The organism is Serratia sp. PL17, assembly GCF_017832355.1.
Lineage (GTDB): Bacteria > Pseudomonadota > Gammaproteobacteria > Enterobacterales > Enterobacteriaceae > Serratia.
The window spans coordinates 313024-331011 of record NZ_JAFIBY010000001.1 but is presented as its reverse complement, the minus strand read 5'-3'; the positions used below and the strand labels follow the sequence as shown (position 1 = coordinate 331011).

14 protein-coding genes are annotated in these 17988 nt (G+C 37.8%); 1 reads left to right on the top strand and 13 read right to left on the bottom strand.

Annotation, left to right across the window (positions count from 1 at the left end; all coding sequences use genetic code 11):
* Positions 1 to 435: 435 nt before the first annotated feature.
* The 4 genes from JOE25_RS01575 to JOE25_RS01560 all read right to left on the bottom strand — a co-directional run bounded on the left by JOE25_RS01575 (position 436) and on the right by JOE25_RS01560 (position 5099).
* Positions 436 to 1875 carry an MOP flippase family protein gene (locus tag JOE25_RS01575; protein ID WP_209632462.1) on the bottom strand — a complete coding sequence of 480 codons (1440 nt, stop codon included), beginning with the start codon at positions 1873 to 1875 and terminating at the stop codon, positions 436 to 438.
* Between the two features lie 66 nt (positions 1876 to 1941).
* Positions 1942 to 2775, bottom strand: coding sequence for a glycosyltransferase (locus tag JOE25_RS01570; RefSeq protein ID WP_209632461.1), 834 nt, complete (start codon positions 2773 to 2775; stop codon positions 1942 to 1944).
* Positions 2776 to 2808: 33 nt separating this feature from the next.
* The gene (locus JOE25_RS01565; RefSeq protein ID WP_209632460.1) at positions 2809 to 3963 is read right to left on the bottom strand and encodes a glycosyltransferase family 4 protein; all 1155 of its coding nucleotides are present in this window, start codon (positions 3961 to 3963) and stop codon (positions 2809 to 2811) included.
* Positions 3964 to 4013: 50 nt separating this feature from the next.
* Positions 4014 to 5099: a glycosyltransferase family 1 protein gene (locus JOE25_RS01560; protein ID WP_209632459.1), complete on the bottom strand. Its 1086-nt coding sequence runs from the start codon at positions 5097 to 5099 to the stop codon at positions 4014 to 4016.
* Between the two features lie 325 nt (positions 5100 to 5424).
* Between JOE25_RS01560 and JOE25_RS01555 the strand changes: the two genes are divergently transcribed.
* Positions 5425 to 6609: a cellulase family glycosylhydrolase gene (locus tag JOE25_RS01555; RefSeq protein WP_209632458.1), complete on the top strand. Its 1185-nt coding sequence runs from the start codon at positions 5425 to 5427 to the stop codon at positions 6607 to 6609.
* A gap of 75 nt (positions 6610 to 6684) precedes the next feature.
* Here the strand turns inward: JOE25_RS01555 and JOE25_RS01550 are convergent, their stop codons facing one another.
* The 9 genes from JOE25_RS01550 to galU all read right to left on the bottom strand — a co-directional run bounded on the left by JOE25_RS01550 (position 6685) and on the right by galU (position 17821).
* Positions 6685 to 7677, bottom strand: coding sequence for a glycosyltransferase family 1 protein (locus JOE25_RS01550; RefSeq protein WP_209632457.1), 993 nt, complete (start codon positions 7675 to 7677; stop codon positions 6685 to 6687).
* Positions 7678 to 7715: 38 nt separating this feature from the next.
* On the bottom strand, positions 7716 to 8930 hold the full coding sequence (locus JOE25_RS01545; RefSeq protein WP_209632456.1) for a glycosyltransferase family 4 protein: 1215 nt from the start codon (positions 8928 to 8930) through the stop codon (positions 7716 to 7718).
* Between the two features lie 61 nt (positions 8931 to 8991).
* Positions 8992 to 10194, bottom strand: coding sequence for an EpsG family protein (locus JOE25_RS01540; protein WP_209632455.1), 1203 nt, complete (start codon positions 10192 to 10194; stop codon positions 8992 to 8994).
* Between the two features lie 120 nt (positions 10195 to 10314).
* The gene (gene wbaP, locus JOE25_RS01535) at positions 10315 to 11748 is read right to left on the bottom strand and encodes an undecaprenyl-phosphate galactose phosphotransferase WbaP (protein WP_209632454.1); all 1434 of its coding nucleotides are present in this window, start codon (positions 11746 to 11748) and stop codon (positions 10315 to 10317) included.
* Positions 11749 to 11907: 159 nt separating this feature from the next.
* Positions 11908 to 14097: a tyrosine-protein kinase Wzc gene (wzc, locus tag JOE25_RS01530; RefSeq protein ID WP_209632453.1), complete on the bottom strand. Its 2190-nt coding sequence runs from the start codon at positions 14095 to 14097 to the stop codon at positions 11908 to 11910.
* Positions 14098 to 14113: 16 nt separating this feature from the next.
* The gene (locus tag JOE25_RS01525; protein WP_209632452.1) at positions 14114 to 14548 is read right to left on the bottom strand and encodes a protein tyrosine phosphatase; all 435 of its coding nucleotides are present in this window, start codon (positions 14546 to 14548) and stop codon (positions 14114 to 14116) included.
* 3 nt (positions 14549 to 14551) lie between these two features.
* Entirely contained in the window at positions 14552 to 15688 is a 1137-nt protein-coding gene (locus JOE25_RS01520; protein ID WP_209632451.1) for a polysaccharide export protein, read from the bottom strand.
* A gap of 294 nt (positions 15689 to 15982) precedes the next feature.
* Positions 15983 to 16876 (bottom strand): sugar phosphate nucleotidyltransferase, encoded by an 894-nt coding sequence (locus tag JOE25_RS01515; protein WP_209632450.1) that lies wholly within the window; start codon positions 16874 to 16876, stop codon positions 15983 to 15985.
* A 45-nt stretch (positions 16877 to 16921) separates the two neighbouring features.
* Complete coding sequence (galU, locus tag JOE25_RS01510; protein ID WP_209632449.1) at positions 16922 to 17821, bottom strand: UTP--glucose-1-phosphate uridylyltransferase GalU; 900 nt, start codon at positions 17819 to 17821, stop codon at positions 16922 to 16924.
* Positions 17822 to 17988 lie beyond the last annotated feature (167 nt).

The following is a 17988-nucleotide window of genomic DNA, read 5'->3' as shown; positions in this document are numbered from 1 at the left end:
TAATGCTGTTAAGAAGCCATAAATATATAAAAATGGTGCCATCAAAAATATCAAGGCAACCAAACTGAGTAAAGTTCATAGGTTTATCATTGTCAATGCGAGCAAATAAAAATAAAAATAAATATAAAATACAATTAGTTACAGACTGTAAGATAGAAATAAAACCCAACAATATCTTTCGATCCAAAGGACTCAGAACGTACGATTTTAAAATTGGTAGCTTCAAAAGTGATTCATTTAAATAAGGATATAAGTAAAATAAAAAGCTCGGAGAGGCTCTTGCAATAGAGTAAGAATTTCATTTTCATTGCAAAAGTATTGGGGAAGGATTATCCATTACAGTCACTCGATCCCTGCAACAGATTTAAGAAGGAAATTGGTGTTTATATAATATAATAAACACCAAATACTAAAAACCAAGTTAACCCAATTAAATCAACCAATTAATGACTTTATTTTCTTAGAGCGAAACCAGTTTGATAACAGTTTCCATTCTAAAACGGAAACTATCATTGTATAAATCATTATGCCTAGAGAAATCTTCAATAGAAGAGAAAGCGTATTCCCAAGGGGAAAGTCAATAATGTAATTTGATACCAAAATAATAACAGCAGTCATTATAATAGCGGAAACTAAAGGTTTAAATATCACATATAAGAAATCCAAAAAGCTCCCACCTATTATCCTGACAGCTAGAAACATATTTGGGAAAAACATTAGCACATTAGAAATAAGATAAAGTTTTATCAATATACTTATGCTAAAAAAACCACCAATAATAAAAGCCCCAACCTGCAAAATAGAATTATATATTGAAATCTTAAGAAGGATATCCGTTCTCCCTCTAGACATAAAAACAGATCCAGTTGTGCTCACCATAGATTGCATTATTGCAATCGGAGCTAACCAGATTAACATGCTTGCCACCATGGTCCATTGCTCACCGAAAATAACGTGCACGAGTTCACGGCTCACCACTGCCATCCCAAGCATTAATGGTGGGATAATAATCGCAATGGTTTTAATAACCTTAAAATAAACACTAACGGCTTCATTATTATTATCCTGAAGCCGACTTAACACTGGATAAAGAGAGCGTGTTAACACGAATGTAATATTTTGTATAGGGAAGAGCATTATTCTGTATGCTAAAGAATACTGTCCTAATATAGACACACTGAAGGATCGGCCAATAATTATTTGGTCTGAGTTACGCGAAAAGTAATTTATAAAGTTGAAACCAACAAGGTTAGAACTGAATTTAAATATTGATTTCACATCACTAAGCTGAAATTTTAACCTTGGCAACCACGAAGAGTAGACCCAGAATCCAATCGAGCTAATAACAGCATATAAAACAGTTTGAATAACTAAGCTATAGACTCCTGCACCGCGCATAACAAAAACAACAGCAATTATAAGAGCTAGTATTGATGCTAAAACCTCTACTTTTGCCGTCTTACTAAACTTAGACTCTCTTTCAAGTAGAGCTAAATGTACAGCAGTAGCGCTATTTATAGGAAAAGCGATCGCTACTATCTTGATGGTATTAACCAGTTCAGGCTCTTTGAAGAAATCAGCTATTACACCTGAAAGTGAAAATGCCACAATAAAGAGAGCAATTCCTAATGAGAGATTAAGAAAAAAAACACTACATTTTAGGCTGTCAGTAAGCACATCTCGTTGAATAATAGCAGCAGACGACCCCATATCTCTAAGAACATTAACAAAGTTAACGACAATCAGCGTCATAGACATCACGCCAATTTCTCCAGGAGTCAAATAGCGAGAGAAAATCACCATTCCTAATAATTGGCAAGAAACTTTTATTAATTGGGATAGTGTTACCCACTTTACATTGTTAAAGAACCCCATAAAATCCTCTCGAGTTACATACAATTTTTTTAAGATTTATCGAGTAAAATTTCAACTCAGTTCTCATCACAGCCTTTTAACCTTCATTACAAAATAATCATCAACCTTTCTCATCACATCATCATTGTTGGATAGAGAAACTCCCATGTATCCTAAAATTAAGTTCTTCACTTTTATTAAAAACTTATAGAAGCCTTTATTCTTAAATATGATGTTATTTGTTTGACTCAAAGCATCATTAGAATGTTGAATTTCCATCACATAACCTAGCGCCTTAGGACAAGTAACCACTTTACTTTTAGATATTTCAAGTAACTTGCTGATCCAAAGATCATCTGTTCTAGGTGCTATATCTAGAAAATCACGGTTTTTTATAAAGATGTCTTTCACATGATCTTTCCTAAGTACACATCCACCTACCCCGGTAATTATAAAGTCACGAGAAACCTCTCTTTTTGAAGAGCAGACACTGTAGCGACTATAGCTTTGATATCGACCAAAAAAATTCTTCTTCTTTATTCTCACTCTAGCCGCAATTACAGCTTTTCCTCCGAATTCATTAAAAGATGTGATTAACTCGTCAAGCCAGTTCTCACCATAAACCACATCATCATCCGCATAAACTAACACATCCTCTTGATTACAACTATCAAGCGCAGGAAATATCTTTCTATACGGACCTATATTGTCAACATATTTTATAGATATAATATTTCTTATGCTATTTAATTGCTCATACCAATCAGGAAGGATAGTTATTCCCTTATCAGCCATATAAGCATCAGTAGAGATATAGAGATCAATCCGATCTGGTAATAATTTCTGATGGATAAGAGACCAAAGCGTAACAGCACATAAATCTAGTCTTCCAGATGTTGTTGTTAAATTAACTACCAGCATAAATTCCTCAGCTTGCAATGTCGTTTTAAAAAATTAATATATTATACGTTTTTTATCAGTGAAAAGATCATGCTTATCATTAATATAATCTTCTATCTCATCTCTAAATCTATGGGTAGAAAACCTCATTGCATTTTTTCTACAATCATCAGAATCTATTTTTTCTGAATTCTCTTCAAATAACGAAACCGCACCGACAAGTGAAGCGACAGTTTGTTCTTCAAAGAAGAATCCTGTAGCATTATCCTCCCCATAAGGTCTTACAGTTTCCAATGAACCTCCTTTCCCAAAGGCTATAACTGGAGTACCACAGGCTTGTGACTCAACGGGAGTTATTCCAAAGTCTTCTTCAGCAGCGAAAATGAATGCTTTGGCATTTTGCATATACTTTTGCATAATATCATTACTTTGATAGCCTAATATATCCACATTACTCCCAGCTTTAGACTTTATCTTTTTCATTTCCGAACCGTCCCCAATAACAACAAGTTTTTTATCCGGCATATGACTAAAAGCCTCAACGATGAGATCCATACGTTTATAAGGAACCATTCGTGAAGCTGTAAAGTAATAATCGTCTTTTTTGTTTACTAGCGAGAATCTATCAACATCAACAGGAGGATATATTACATCTGCTTCACGACCGTAGACCTTTTTAATTCTTCTTGCAATAAATTGTGAGTTAGCAATAAAATGGTCAACACCGTTTGCTGTTCGATAATCCCACATTCTTATTTTATGTAATAAGAATCGAGCAATCATGCTTTTGGCACCGCTTCGTAAACCAGATTCATTCAGATACTGATGCTGGAGATCCCAAGCGTAGCGAATAGGAGAGTGAACATAACTAATATGTAATTGGTCAGGCCCAGTGAGAACGCCCTTGGAAACAGCATGGCTGCTGGATAATATTACATCATGCGAGGAAACATCTAATTGTTCGATTGCCAATGGCATAAGCGGGAGATAACTCTGATACTTTTTCTTCGAAAATGGTAGATTTTGAATAAAAGTAGTATGAGCCGTCTTATTATTGAAAAGCTCCCTAGAGTTATCAGAAAGAAAATCAACGACAGAATATAATTCCGAATCAGGAAATATGTCAATGAATTGTGAAATTACTTTTTCAGCACCGGCATAGCTTACTAGCCAGTCAGCAACGATACCAACGTTTAAATCTTTCGACATAAAAAACCTTAAAATCGATAAATAAAATTAGATGTTAAAAAATGAAATATCTAGGAAGACACTTCTATTTTATTCACAAGCTCGATTATTTTACGGGCCGAGTTTTCCCAGGAAAATCTACCTACATTTTCAAATCCACGAGTAATAAGCGAATTTCGTAAGTCGTGGTTCTCAATAATATTCACGATTGCATTACTGAAAGCCTCGCCATCGTTAGGATCAAAATAAAGAACACTATCGCCAAGAACTTCAGGCATTGCTGCCCTATTCGAGGAAACTACCGGACAGCCCGATGCCTGCGCCTCGAGTGGAGGGATGCCAAATCCCTCGTATAAAGAAGGGAAAATAAAGGCTAATGCATTCTGATAGAGATCAACTAACTCTTCATCAGTTACCCGCCCAATGAACTCTATGTTGTTAGAGTACATTTCTTTTTTATATATTGTTTTTGAAAATACAGATGATGTTGCACCAATAATTTTTAGCTTTACTGGAAAACTAGATTTTGATTTATTCATCGCCTCAATGAAAGCACTGAGCATTCCATGAAAATTTTTGTGGAGATTTGGTGATGAAACAGCAAGCAGATAGATCTCATCATTGTTATTTTTATTGTTTATATAATTGTGTTTTGGCCCAAAAATAACATTCGCAGCATTGTATATTACAGATATTTTATCTAATTCCGTTTTGTACTCTAAATTTATCTCATCTTTGGAGAACTCACTAACGGTGATTAGATGCCTAGATCTTTTAACCATTAAAGGGACGATGGTTTTATAAAAAAAAACGAATGACTTAGAATAACTTTCTGGATACCTAAGATAAGAAACATCATGGTGAGTGACTATTTTATTTTTATAGAAAACCGGCCCCGTACTACCTAGATTTAATAGTAGTGGATTATTTTTATTTTTCAAAAAAACAGGGAGCTCTATTTGCTCCCAAAAATGTCCAGAATAATAGCCAATAATACAAACACCCAACTGCTCAGCCACTGACGCCCTTAAAATCCCAGGTGGACATAAAAAACATATATCTTTTTTTAGCTCAGCAAGCTCTAAAGATATCATCTCCGCAAAACGCTGCACCCCTGTCATCTCTTGTGTTAAAAATCGGGCATTAACATATAGCATCTAACCACCTCTGACACCATGTAAGTTTTACTTTACTATTGTTAAATTTACTTTTAAAAATTATCTTTTATCCACCAAGACTTATAGTAGATAGATACCACCCGACACATCACCTATCATATTATGATGCTAGTCTAAAGCAATCCAACAATTGATGACAGGCTTCGAAAGCAAAATATAAAATTCTCAATATTGAATTTTTCACATAAAAACAAACACACTTACAATTTTAGTATAATAATTCAACTGTGTAATTTGCCTTGTGTATTCCATACCAATATACTGAGGTAACAGACACTACCTGTTATCAAAATCGGAGTCAGCTATGAAAAGATCGTCACTTCAAATAAATATTCTTGTCGTACTTGGACTTGCCTGCATGCATAACACTGCAAACGCATTCGAATTAGGTATTGGCGTTCATCCAGCCGAGTTTAAAGCTCCAACTGAGAATTACGTAAACTTGGCAAAACAATATGGTTTTAACTCATTTCGCACGGATTTGAATTGGGGAAATGTCGAGAAAGAAAAGGGAATATACTCAATTCAACCACCTTTAAAGAACACAAATGAGCTTGTAAAAATTATTAATAATGACAAATTAACATCTGCACTACTAATACTAGACTATGGTAACGATCTCTATACCCCTTCCGATTATCCAATATCGCAAGATGAAATAAATGCTTTTGCTAATTATTCTAACTGGGTATCCAGTCAATTTAAAGATAAAGTTAAATATTATGAGATATGGAACGAATGGTTGCAGGGTACAGGAATAAAGAAAAAAACACTGCCACCAACAGACCCCAAAATATATACTGCCCTAGTAAAAGAGACTTATAAAAAGATAAAAGACAATGATCCCAATGCAATTGTTATGGTTGGTTCTATAAACCCAACAATACCTAAATATATGACTTGGTTAAGCGGATTAATTGACAATGGAATTTTAGACTATTCCGACGCAATATCAGTCCATGCATACTCGACAAGAATATCGTCACCAGGAACAAAACCGCCTGAAAGTGGAATAGATGAAATAGAGAAACTGCAAGATTTAATAATCAGTAAGACTGGAAAACCCAAAAACATCTACATTACGGAAATTGGCTATCCTACAATGCACAACGTGCATGATCTATCACAAGATAGCGTAGCGCAAAAAATCATTAAATTTACTATACTGGCCAGAAGTAAACCTTATGTGAAAGGCCTATGGTGGTATGATTTAATTGATGATGGTATAAACATAGATGAACCGGAAAATAACTATGGCTTCTTTAGCACAACAAATTCACCAAAAAAATCAGCAAGCTCAGTAAAAGAACTTGCACGGATAATAAAAGATGACTCTTACCATTTCCAAGAGAATGAAAATAGCGATAATATCATTAAAGTACAAATTACGTCATCTAGCGGGAAAAAAGCACAAATATCTTGGAAACGTTATCATCCTATAGACATAAATCAGCTAAACGAATTCCTAAGTACACTTAAAACCATGTGATTTTAACTAATATTAAGACAACCCTGCGAAGGAAGAATGTAGGGTTGTCAACTGCAATGCAACAAACTCTAACATCTAAAGGAGTTTAATAGTACTCTCAATTATTTTTCGTGTTTTCGACCATTGAAACTTAGCAGCCTGTCTATATCCTTTCTCGACCATTGATATACAAACATCCTCGTTGTTAACTATCGTTTCTATAGCCTCTGTTATATCACTCAAACTTTTAGGATCCACTAGCAGTGCCGCCCCCTGTGAGACCTCTGGAAGTGAGGTTGTATTAGAAGTAATAACTGGTGTACCACAGGCCATAGATTCAATGACTGGTAGTCCAAAACCTTCATATAGAGAAGGGAAAAGTAAACAAGTAGCACCTTTATATAATGAAGCTAATTCTTTATTCGTCACCTTACCTAAAAATTTAACTCTATTGACGGCATTATTTTTCACCAGAACATCAGTTAACTTCTGTGATGCATCACCAGTCATTATCAATTGAAAGTTATGAGGGATTCTTGCGTTTAAAAAAGCCAGTAATGCTCTCTCTTCATTTTTGTGTTCCTTTCTATTACCGACAATAAATAAATAGGGATTTTCATTCTGATATGCAGCAACATTTTCATTAAACTCTTCAGAAACGCCGTTTCCTACCACGATAACTTTGCTATCATCGGCACCTGACCATTCAACAATTCTTTGTTTTGAAAAGCTTGAAACAGTAAATATTATCAATGCTCTTTTGCATGCACGCTTTAGCACATAATTATAATAAACTCGCTTCAAAAAAGAACTATTCGAATTTATATCAATATGATTCAAGTCATGAATGGTAATCACAGACCGATTAATGAAAAAGTAAGGTGCATTATAGCCTGGTGAGAAATAATATTTACTCCTTCTCAACGATAAAAAAAGAGTAAGCTTTAATACATCTAATTTTCCTGCCGGATTTCCCGTCAAACTAATATTTTCGAAATCCAAATCACATTTTCTTATCTCTTTTGCAAACCGTCCAATTCCATGCTCACCAATCCAACGATTGTCAAAGATAAATTTTTTTTCACTCATATTATTTCACTCATTAGCAAACATCATTTAAATTAACGCTAAAAAGTTGCACTATTGTTTACTTTAATTGCTTTTCTATAGATTTCCATGTATTCATTCATGACTTTTTCACTATTAAAACGCCGAGAAAAAACAAAGGCATTCATTGATATTAATTCATATTTTTGGCGTTCTAAAAGTGCAATTTCCTGAAGTAATTCAACGAGTGAACTATCATTTTCGGCATCAAAAACGAAACCTGTTTCCCCTTCTACGATAATCTCTGGTATACCCCCTCGATTACTAGCAATAACAGGAATACCACAAGAATTAGCTTCCACAACAACTCTTCCAAATGGCTCATGCCACAGGGAAGGCACAATCAGAAAGTCTATATCAGGGAAGAAATCAACAACATTGACGGTACCAACAAATTCAAAACTAACTTTTGAGTATCTCTCTTTCAAAAATGAAATATATTTGGCGTCTCCTTTTCCAGCAACTAGTAAAGTAAAAATGCCAATTCCAATCCTCTCCAATGAACTCAAAAGAAACTCTATTCCTTTATTGTCTTCTATTCTTCCAAGATATCCCAAAACAACTTCTTCACCTTTGCGGTATATCTTGTTTCTTTGCATAGCAACTTCTCGTACAGCTATACTATTATAGATAACACTGGAGATATCATCTTTAAAAAATTCATTCTCCACATGTAAGTCTTTAATATAGTGACTAATACCAACAAATTGAGTCACTTTCGATGAATTTATTTTCTTTAAAAATGAAAATAAAATAGAATCAACCGTTCTTGGCGAATGATTTTTTCCCTTCCGGAAAAGTTTAGCATTTGGATTTAGAAGATAGTAATCTCTAGCTGTATGTACAATAGGTAGCCCTTGTTTTTCTGCCCAATTCCAGACTGCCACAGAGAACCCACAAAGGTTATTGGTATGTACCACATCATAGGTTTTGTCTTTTAAAACTGCTTCAATTACCTTCCGCATTTTTACGTTATATATGTCATACAGGTGCCACAATAACTTAGTGAGCCCATTTTGCGACTCTCCCCATGGCCAATAAAAATTAGATAATGGTAACTTTATTACATTTACACCATTATGAATCATTTTCTCTATTTTATTGCCTTCATGCAGAGTCACCACTGTAACTTCACATCCGCCATTTTTCAAACTCTCTGCGAGAAGTTGTACAGAACGTTCAGCTCCGCCGATCTGGTATGGATAATAGAGCGTGTTAAATATAAGCACTTTCATACTGTGAGTTTCCAGAACCATTGATATTTATATCTAATAGTGATCCCAATTATTATTGTATCTATTGGAGATAATATAGGAATGTATCCCCCACCCAAGGGTAGCTAAACCATAAATTCATAAAGCTATCATCACCTGTAACTGGCGAAAAATAGGGCCCTATTTTAAATATCCTATAGACACAATACCCTATTAATATGACTCGATAAATTCCTAATGCTCTATAAAAAGCCAAGTACATGAGAAAACCGTTCATGAACGAAACCATCAACAACAGTAACCTATGTGAAATCACTGGAATTGGAGCAAGAACGAAATATATAAATGTACCGTAGAAAAGAAGACTTTTATAATTCTTATGGTTAGGCGAAAAGTAAAAAAAACCAAAAAAACATGTTATAAATAGATATTTTAAATATCCAATTTCTAAATCACCGGCATCAACATCCGAATAAAAAAGCACTTTATATGTCGCAGTGCCAAGTAAACCTTTTGATATTATAATTCCTATAACAACACTGAAGGATAATGATATAAACAATGCTGCAACAGCAATTACTTTCTTTCTTTTTTCATTTTCCCCCATCAGTATCACAAATAAAGGAAAGATGAAAAGTGCGGTTATATGTGCTATGGTGGATAAAAATAAAAATATAAAAAATAGTAGCCACTTCCTCTCAAAAAAATAAGTTATCACGTATAATAAGAAGACACAAGATATTGCCTGCCTCATATTCTGTGTCGTTACCGCAAATACCAAAAGAGCCAATGATGAAGCTACACACAATGAGCGTTTATCCTCACTAATATTTCTCAGGCCATATTTCTCCAACCAAATATAAAAAACCCCAAGGCACAATGCTGTTACTGCAGCCATTATTGGCACAGGTTGGGATATACCAAAAACATTATAAATAACTTTAAAGTAGAGCGGGAGTAGAAACTCAATACCATTCGTAAATTGATAATAGAATATAGTACTCCCGTGGGTTAACATATTGAACACAGGAAAATATATATTTGCAAAATCATCTTTTATGGAGCCAGATGCAATATTTCTGGAGGCAAACACAAACATACTACTATAAAGTATTATAATGGAAATGAGCACTCTATATGTTCTGTTACTTCCAAAGTTCAATGCTAAGAAAATTATCGGAACATAAAACCCTAGTACAGGTGAGATGGCCGCAAGAAGAGAAAAAGAGACCAAAAAGAATGAATAAAACAAAAACTCGGATCTTTTAATATGATTTTCATTCATCATACAGTCCTAAATTATCATTGAAAAAATAGAATGGCACATTATCTCCTATGATCTAGTGACTTCAATAGATATCACTTAATCTGCTCACCATTGTTGTTAGTAAGTTCATAGAGATTACTAATATGCTCCGTCCCTTCTTACAACAACACCAATGGTTTTGAATAAGATCGCAATATCATTCCACATTGACCAATTTTTTACATACCAAGCATCGAAATAAACTCGCGTTTCATAGTCAACATCATTACGTCCACTAACTTGCCATAATCCTGTCATTCCAGGCTTAGCCATTAGATAATAGTCTACATCACCTGCATAACGTTCTAACTCCTCTTCGATGATAGGTCGAGGTCCTACTAAACTCATCTCGCCTTTTATTACATTAAAGAGTTGAGGTAATTCATCAAGACTGGTTTTACGAATGAATTTACCAATTTTCGTTATCCGAGGATCATCTTTAAGTTTAAAATCTTTTGACCATTCGGCAAAGGCTCCAGGATTACTTTCTAAAAGATCATTAAGTACTTCTTGCGAGTTTACAACCATAGAGCGGAATTTCAGGCATTTGAATTTCTTTCCGTTATGTCCTATCCTTTCATGTCCATAGATGGCTTTGCCTCCATCTTTCGAAACGAGGTAGGCTAGTATAGCGAGAACCGGTGAAAGTAAAATTATGATTGCCGCTGCGCCAATAATATCGAACACTCTTTTACACAGACGTGATGTTCTTTTAGCCAAATTGTTATTTACCCTTAAAATCATCACCTCATGGCTAAAAATAAATGACATATCAGTTCCATAGAGAGGTACGCCGCGAAGAGTTGGGATTACAGATATAGAGCGGCAATCATGCGTTGTTAATTTTTTCAACCATTCGTCACGAATTAGATTCTCTTCGAACTCGAGTGCTACGATGAATTGTGTTGTACCTGGGTCGCACTGCGACCACAACTCTTTTTCGTCGTAGACAATCGGTATTCCTAGCAGTTCCGTTTTTGAACCTGCAATCGGTGAAAAAAATGTAGTAATGGCAAAACCCATTACCTCTTCACTTTGTAAGGCTGCGTATGCATCACAAGCATTTTTCCCAGCACCAATAATTACAGTATGTTTCTTCCATAATCCAAACTTGTTGAGCATGTGTTTTGTGCAGGCTCTTGCTAAAGGAACCAGTAACAAAGCAAGTGTCCAAGTAAAGACCCATACATAGCGTGAGAACTGCCATTTAGAGAATGCGACTAATGCCAGATCGCAAATTGAAAAAATAAGTAATGTTCTTAGAATCTCTTTGAGCTCGAACCAGAATGGTTTTCTATATGTATAATGACGTAATCTCACCCAGAACCATATTACACATAATAAAGAGAGCATAACATGAGTAAAAAGCCGCGCAGGCATTTCCGTTTCTGGTAAAAAATCTGTAACATTCCCGCCAAAAAGGCCCACAAGAAAAACACCAATAAAAAGCGAGATGTTAAAAAATAAAAAATCTGATAATGCCAAAAATAGTTTTACTAAATTAGTTTTCTTTGAGTAACTCATGGCACTCATAAATTTTTCCTTTACCTAAATCACCAAACAAGCGGATACTCTAACAAGCTTTTCTTGTTATCTTTAATAAGATATTAATTTAAAAATCACAGGAAAAATCAATTGGTTATGAAATTAGGCGGTAGCATTTTTTTAATGCCACCGCCTGAGATTTAATTATTAATCTCGATTTTTTTTGTCACCGTAACTATAGTCATAATAATCATAACCATAGTTATAGTAGTTCACCGCTTTTCTCATTACGGCGTTCAAAATCACACCTTTAATTTCTATTCCATTTTGCTCAAAGCGTCGGATACTGATATCGATTTCTTTCGGTGTATTCACCTCAAACCTTGCAACAACTAATGATGTCCCTGCATGTTTACCAATAATTGCTGCGTCAGTCACAGCAAGAATAGGTGGTGTATCTACCAAGATTAAATCATACTCTTTTGAAATATTAGTAATCAGCTCGGCAAACCTAGAATGCATCAAAAGTTCTGATGGATTTGGTGGAACTTGCCCTCTAGAAATAAAATCAAAACCACCCTCTTTGACGTTTTTAATTGCAGACCTATAATCAACGCGACCAGAAAGAATATCAGAAAGACCATTATTTCCAGTAAGTCCTATCAACTCATGTGCATAGCCTTTGCGCATGTCACTATCGATGAACAGAACACGTTGACCTGATTGAGCAACTACAGCAGCGAGGTTAGCACTGATGAATGTCTTACCAATCCCTGGGCTTGCACCCGATATCATCAGCACATTATTTTTTGCTTCCATCATTGCAAAGTGCAAACTCGTCCGGAGACTACGAATGGCTTCAATGGCTAAATCAGCAGGATTACCAAATGCCAGCAAAGTATTGGCATCCGTATTTCCCTTTTTGTTTTTTAGCTTATTTGAGAAATCTATATCTTTCTTACGCTGCCATTCCGAAAGAGGTACACTTGCATAAACGTTGATACCTAACTCTTCTAGCTGCTCCGGGCTTTCGATGCCACGGTGTAGGAAAGAGCGTAAAAGAATATATGCAAATGAAATAAACGCTCCCAACAACATACTGACCAATATAATGACTATCTTTTTTGGTTCAACAGGTTTTGGTTGCACCATAGATTGGTCAATGATACGAACGTTGCCTACTGTACTTGCCTTAGATATACGCAGCTCTTGGTCTTTATTTAAAAGTTGCATATAAACTGCTTGGCCAGATTGGACATCACGACTTAAACGAAGGATCTCTTGCTGGGTTTCCGGCATTGAGTTCACTCGTTTATTCAACTTATCCCTTTCCTTTTCTAGAGTATTTCTCTTTTCTAAAAGAGCCTTATATGATGGATGCTCCTTAGTATACAGTTTTGATATTTCGGCCTCTTTGAAGGTCAATTCGTTCAATTGGGAATCAACTGATACAATAGTATCCAAAACTGACTTAGCCTCTAGAGAGAGATCAACCGAGTCTTTTTTCTGTCTGTATTGATTAAGTTTCTCTTCCGCCTCATCCAGCCCCATACGAATTTTTGGCAACTGCTCCTTTAAGAAGTCCAAACTTCTTGCATCTTCTTCAGATTTTCGGGCAACGTTTTGCTCTAAATAGTTCTGTGCAATAGATTCGAGAATTTTTTGGATTAGAACTTTATTTTCACCTGTAAGTGAGAGTGCCAAAATCCCCGTATCTTTTCCTTTATCAGCCACATCGAACTGTTCTAATAAATTATTAACAGCTTCAAGCTCGCTAATTCTATAGACTTTAAACTTAGTTCCTGCATCAGCTTGGATATCATTAACAATGATAGATAGACCATCGGAGTTTTTTACTAATTGCCCAACTTTTCCAGTTGCAAACTCCTCACCATCTTTGCTGAGGGTAAAGGTTGACTTGTCGCCAACAGTTAAAGTGATGTAATCCGTATCATCCCAAGAGTCTGGGACTACAAATGTGGATATCGCCAACTCACCTGATTTTTCCCCAGTTAAACGGGAAAATCCTTTCCCAAAAATAGGAAAATACTTCTCCTTGATAACAGTTTGCAAATTTAATTCATCAATGGTCTTGCTCAAGACCATCCTGGATTTAAGAAGCTCAATTTCGGGAGCCGATTCTGGCTGACTACTTGGCAACATCTGGCTTATATTATTCAGCAAAGAATTCCCAACGCTTTGCTCAACTTGAATCAGGGCATCTGCTTTATAAATTGGAGTTGAAAATAGACTGTATAAGATCCCTAACGTGAGGAAAATAGCAGTCGTCCCAATAATAAGCCAGCGATTATCTATGGCTTCTCCCACAATACGAGTTAAATCTATTCCATCGGATTTATCAATACTCGTATTACTTACTTTCGTTTTCTCTGACATTGGATATCCTGAATGGCTATCGGCTTAAAGCATGAGCCCACTTTTTAGCGGACTCATCAAGAAGTCGGTAAACAAACTCAAAAGCCTCGCGACTTTGGCGGTAAGGGTCGGCAATTTCACGTTGCATTAGCCAATGGCCAAAAAGCATCGTTTTTCCTCTAACCTCTGGTGCCAAACGACAGACTGCATCAATATGTGTCTTCTCCATTACGAGGATAAGATCATGCTCGCGGCATAACGACGCTGTTAACTGCTTTGCTACATGTCCTTCAAGAGATAGATGATGTCTCAATGCAACATCTGTCGCTGAAGCATCAGCAGGTTTTCCTACAAGCGCTCCTAACCCTGCAGAAGCGACTTTTTTATCTGGTAATAATTGTTTTAGCAGGCGCTCCCCTGTCGGGGAACGGCAAATATTACCGATACAAACCACTAGAATTGAATCAAACATATGCTAGTTCCATTGTTTAATGAAACGCACAGTCTCAGTCATGTCATGAACACCTGTAATTGTCGGCACCAACTGTGAAATAACACGATTCCAACGCACCACTGGTGCAGTAGTCACGTACACAATATCGTATGGCTGCAATTGGAATTCAGTTCCCATGACAAGTGCTGAAGCATCTGAAGCGTTCAACTGATAAATATTGGCAATTTTCTGCCCTTCACTACCCCGTAACGGACGAATCACAAATACGCCAGTTGCATCAGACATTGCTTGGTCCATACCTTCGGCATTACCCAACGCTTCCGTTAAAGTCATGCCACTGCGATCCATACGCAATGTAGATTGTTTCTTGACCTCTCCCATAACGAATACTTTCAAGTCATCATTGCGCGGGATATAAAGAATATCGCCAGGATAGAGCAAGTGATTCTGCATCAAATCCCCCTTCTGCATCAAAGCCTGAAGTGAAATCCGATGTTCTTTACCGTTATGCGTCAATACGACATTTCGCCAGTCCGCATTAGCACTCAACCCACCTGCGTTATTTACGGCATCCATAATCGTCAAAGGAACATTGGTGATAGGTTGCTGGCCTGACTTTTCGACTTCGCCAGTGACATAGACCTTTTGTGAACGGAATGCAGCAATGCTCACGTCTACCTGCGGGCTTTCGATATATTGTGCCAACCTACCTGCGATATCACTGCGTACCTGACTGACGGTCTTCCCCGAAACTTTTACTTTACCAATATAGGGATAAAAAATTGTTCCATCAGAATTCACCCAGTTCCCCGTATCGCTTGCGCTCCGATACTGGCCCGCTGGCGTAGTCAACTCTGGATGATCCCAAACGGTCACCATAAGCACATCGCCAACACCAATACGATACTCGTAATTCTGCAGCTCGCGCTCTAACGATGAATTGGATTGCGCAACCACAGGTTTTGGCCGCATTTTTTCAACTAAACTTGGCGTCATTGGATAAATGTTCACCAATTTATCAATGTCAAAGTCGCTATCCTGTTGCTTGACAACGTCTTTTCCACTGGTTGAAAGATGAGATCCTGGGACGATTGTACAACCGCTAATCACACTAATTGATACCAAAAGTGGTACCAGTTTCCATTGTTTTTTTGCCATCGAGTTATCATCACTATCAAAGTAAAAATGTTTGCGGTGCTAAGTCCCAAGCCGACCAGCGCGCTTATCGGGCACTCAGAAAATTGTGTGTTATCTGCTCAGGTACATATGACAATTCGCATTCATTGAGCAAGCATTGAATTCTGGTCTGCTAGTATGAGCTTTATGATGAAAGCATTATTGCATAATACTCAAACAAAAGAGTATGCCAGTCTATATGCGCATCAATCAAACGTAGCTTAAGACCGGCTAAGTATGTACTTAGTCAGCCCTCAAGAAATTCAGTAGTTTTATTTATAAGGAAAGCTGTTCAACCCACTCGCGAAACGCTTTACCCTGCGTAGGGTGGCGTAAACCATAGGTCACAAACGCCCGCAGGTAGCCCATTTTTTCGCCACAGTTGAACGACTCACCCACCAGCTCTGTCGCCTCGACCGTTTTGTGTTTCAGTAATTCAGAAATGGCATCTGTCAGTTGAATACGCCCCCAAGCTCCAGGCTCTGTTTTTTCCAAGATCGGCCAAATATCAGCCGAGAGCACATAGCGCCCTACCGCGGAGTAATTGGACTTCAACTGAACGTCACGACCCGGCTTTTCGATAATCGCAGTCATGCGAGAACTTTCCCCCGGTTGCAGCTTGCTGGTTTCGCATTCAACTACCGAGTAATCATACAGCACATGCTCATCAGCAGCCTGAACCAACACCTGGCTCAATCCCGTCTGTTCAAAGCGAGAAATCATGTGTGGCAAATTATCTTTCTTCAAGTCTGCTTTTGCGTCGTCAAGCAAGACATCCGGCAACAAAACCACAAAGGGTGAATCCCCTACCAGGGGTTTGGCACAAAGCACCGCATGTCCCAAACCTTTTGGCTGCCCTTGACGAATATGCATCAGCGTGACGCCTTTTGGCGTAATTGACTGTACCTCTTCCAGCAACTGACGCTTCACGCGCGCTTCAAGCATCGCTTCCAATTCGAATGAGGTATCAAAGTGGTTTTCAATCGCGTTTTTCGAAGAATGCGTCACCAGGATGATTTCTTTGATCCCTGCAGCAACGCACTCATTAACGATATATTGAATCAACGGCCTATCGACGATCGGCAACATTTCTTTTGGGATGGCCTTGGTTGCCGGCAACATACGCATACCCAGGCCTGCAACAGGAATGACAGCTTTCAACTTGGTCATGATAATCCTCTTTCAATATTATGATCGTATATTCAGCCGCAACCATTACTTGCTATTTAGTGTCTGCTTCAACCATTGGGTAAAATCTTCACCTTCGGAGGCATGACGCAAGCCATATTGCACAAACGCTTTCATATAACCCAGCTTATCCCCACAGTCATGCGACTTGCCGCTCATGTGGAAAGCCTCTACGGTTTGAGCATCCATCAACATGGCGATCGCATCGGTCAGCTGGATTTCATCACCCGCACCCGGCAACGTTTTTTCCAACAGCGGCCAGATATCGGCGGACAGAACATAACGGCCCACTACAGCCAGATTGGATGGCGCGTCCTCACGAGCAGGTTTTTCGACTACCGCAGTCATCGGAGTACTCTCTCCTGCCGACAGCGCCGCACCACCACAGTCCACCACGCCGTATTTCGAAACATCCTGTTCCGGTACCGGTTCCACCATAATCTGGCTATAGCCAGTTTCAGTGAAACGTTGGATCATTTTGGCCAGGTTCTCTTTACGCAGATCGGCTGTCGAATCATCCAACAGGACATCCGGTAACAACACCACAAAAGGATCATCACCGACCATAGGTTTAGCGCATAGAACAGCATGGCCCAAGCCTTTTGCCTGACCTTGGCGCACTTGCATCACCGTGACATCGTCTGGGCAGATAGTCTGTACTTCTTCGAGAAGTTGGCGCTTAACACGTGACTCCAGAACTGCCTCGAGTTCAAAAGAGGTATCGAAGTGGTTTTCAATTGCATTCTTAGAGGAATGGGTAACCAATACAATATCTTTAATCCCAGCAGCCACACACTCGTTAACAATATACTGAATCAATGGTTTATCGACCACCGGCAGCATTTCTTTAGGAATGGCTTTTGTCGCAGGCAACATACGGGTTCCCAGGCCAGCTACGGGGATCACAGCCTTCAGTCTCTTTTGCATGTTTTTCATCCACAATCAATAATTTTAACGTAGCCGAACTAAGCCTTATCCGGGACGCTTATGAAAACGGGAACGGAGTGGTGCAGACACGCTACCGCCCCTGGCTCTCAGCTACCAATGCACTGTCATCATTTTCTATGAAGCAATCAGGAATTGCCCAATCGCTT

Bases quoted from the DNA above. Each gene is read 5' to 3' on its own strand.
- JOE25_RS01555 (WP_209632458.1), top strand. From the start codon at position 5,425: ATGAAAAGATCGTCACTTCAAATAAATATTCTTGTCGTACTTGGACTT.
- JOE25_RS01550 (WP_209632457.1), bottom strand. From the start codon at position 7,677: ATGAGTGAAAAAAAATTTATCTTTGACAATCGTTGGATTGGTGAGCAT.
- JOE25_RS01525 (WP_209632452.1), bottom strand. From the start codon at position 14,548: ATGTTTGATTCAATTCTAGTGGTTTGTATCGGTAATATTTGCCGTTCC.
- JOE25_RS01520 (WP_209632451.1), bottom strand. From the start codon at position 15,688: ATGGCAAAAAAACAATGGAAACTGGTACCACTTTTGGTATCAATTAGT.
- JOE25_RS01545 (WP_209632456.1), bottom strand. From the start codon at position 8,930: ATGAAAGTGCTTATATTTAACACGCTCTATTATCCATACCAGATCGGC.
- wbaP (WP_209632454.1), bottom strand. From the start codon at position 11,748: ATGAGTGCCATGAGTTACTCAAAGAAAACTAATTTAGTAAAACTATTT.
- JOE25_RS01540 (WP_209632455.1), bottom strand. From the start codon at position 10,194: ATGAATGAAAATCATATTAAAAGATCCGAGTTTTTGTTTTATTCATTC.
- wzc (WP_209632453.1), bottom strand. From the start codon at position 14,097: ATGTCAGAGAAAACGAAAGTAAGTAATACGAGTATTGATAAATCCGAT.
- JOE25_RS01565 (WP_209632460.1), bottom strand. From the start codon at position 3,963: ATGTCGAAAGATTTAAACGTTGGTATCGTTGCTGACTGGCTAGTAAGC.
- JOE25_RS01515 (WP_209632450.1), bottom strand. From the start codon at position 16,876: ATGACCAAGTTGAAAGCTGTCATTCCTGTTGCAGGCCTGGGTATGCGT.
- JOE25_RS01560 (WP_209632459.1), bottom strand. From the start codon at position 5,099: ATGCTATATGTTAATGCCCGATTTTTAACACAAGAGATGACAGGGGTG.
- galU (WP_209632449.1), bottom strand. From the start codon at position 17,821: ATGCAAAAGAGACTGAAGGCTGTGATCCCCGTAGCTGGCCTGGGAACC.
- JOE25_RS01570 (WP_209632461.1), bottom strand. From the start codon at position 2,775: ATGCTGGTAGTTAATTTAACAACAACATCTGGAAGACTAGATTTATGT.
- JOE25_RS01575 (WP_209632462.1), bottom strand. From the start codon at position 1,875: ATGGGGTTCTTTAACAATGTAAAGTGGGTAACACTATCCCAATTAATA.